Genomic DNA, 1,402 nt, shown 5'->3' on the forward strand with positions numbered 1-1,402 from the left:
GGCTCTTCAGCAGAATCTGTGGGTAGCCTCAGGTTCTGGCAGGTTGCCAAGTGTATGATACAAGGCGATTTTCATCACTTCAAAGTTTCTGAAACCGTATGCTTTACGTGACGTCACTTTAGCCTTGTTGTTGAATCCTTCTACGGCCCCCAAGGCAACCTGCCCTTTGGTCCGAAACCAGTTGAGTAACAGCTCCCGATGCGAGCGCAGCATCTTGGCAATCTTCTTCATCGGGATGATGCGTGACCTCATGGTTCTTTTGCACCAAGCATCCAGAAATCTGGCAGCCCAGCCCGCAGTGGCATAGCGCCAGAAGAACTGGAACTCCTCTTTGAGGAGATAGGCCCGGACGGTTTTCAAGTTAATGGCCAGCAGTTCATTCAGCTTGATGCTCTGCTTCTCCGTCAGGTGTTCAGGCCGTTTGAGCAGGCACCAGCGGCTACCGGTCAGCACCGGTTCCTGGCCCTTGGCTTTCAGTTCTCTGGCTTCCGTTGCCCGGACCTTGTCGACAGCTTTGCCGAAGTGGGTCATGACATGGAACCGGTCAAGGATATGCATGGCTTGACCTGCAACCTCGGCGACGATCCGCAGGTATGGCTTCCACATGTCGCTGCAGATGAACCGAAGGTGTGCTGTTCGCTCTTTGCCAAACTCCTTGAAGAACTGCCGCAACGTTTTCTGGGTCCGCTCCTTGCCGACCCACAGCAGGCGTTTGCATCCGGCATCGATCTGGTAAACCAGGGTCAGGTACTTGTGCCCCTTTTTCCAGGCAATCTCGTCGATGCCGATGGCGGTTATGGTGTCGAGGTCGCGGTGGGCCAGTCCCCAGGCAACGGCCATTTTGACCGAGCGGAAGACGTTGTCCCAACTGGTCTGAAACACTTGCCCCACTTCCTTCCACGACAACCGCCTGGCCCAGCGGGCCAGGAACCAGGCATAGGTGGTGGTCAGGTGGTTCTTGCCGGTGGCCCAGGGGACTTGTTCCACCTTCACACCGCAGGATGGGCAACTGACCCGGCGCATGGCGTAGAGGAAGAACACGGCAATGCCCCATAGCGGCACGAACTCAAACCGGCGCACAGGCAAGGTGTCATAGCCGGGACCAGGTTTGCCGCATCTGGAACAGACAGGCTGCCTGTTCTTGCGGGGGCGGATCTCAATGTCAAGGACCGTGCGCTGTCCCTTGTTTCGCTGGTGGACAGCGCCATACACAAAACCTTGATGCGGTTGAACGAAATTCAGTATAGACTTGAGCTGCATCCCGCTCTCCTTGTCTGTATTGGGTTTCTTGGTCGAAACACACAATGACAGATTTGTAGGCGGGATGCTCTATTTCGTTCACCAGGTAGCTGCTCAGACCATCTTCGGCAGGTCAGTTACCCATAAATTCTGCGGAAGAACC

Annotated in this window: 1 protein-coding gene; it reads right to left on the bottom strand. The window is 55.6% G+C overall.

Annotation, left to right across the window (positions count from 1 at the left end; all coding sequences use genetic code 11):
• Positions 1 to 6 precede the first annotated feature (6 nt).
• Entirely contained in the window at positions 7 to 1,260 is a 1,254-nt protein-coding gene (locus B5D39_RS16660) for an ISL3 family transposase (protein ID WP_012468604.1), read from the bottom strand.
• Positions 1,261 to 1,402 lie beyond the last annotated feature (142 nt).

This window comes from Trichlorobacter thiogenes (genome assembly GCF_900167465.1).
GTDB lineage: Bacteria > Desulfobacterota > Desulfuromonadia > Geobacterales > Pseudopelobacteraceae > Trichlorobacter > Trichlorobacter thiogenes.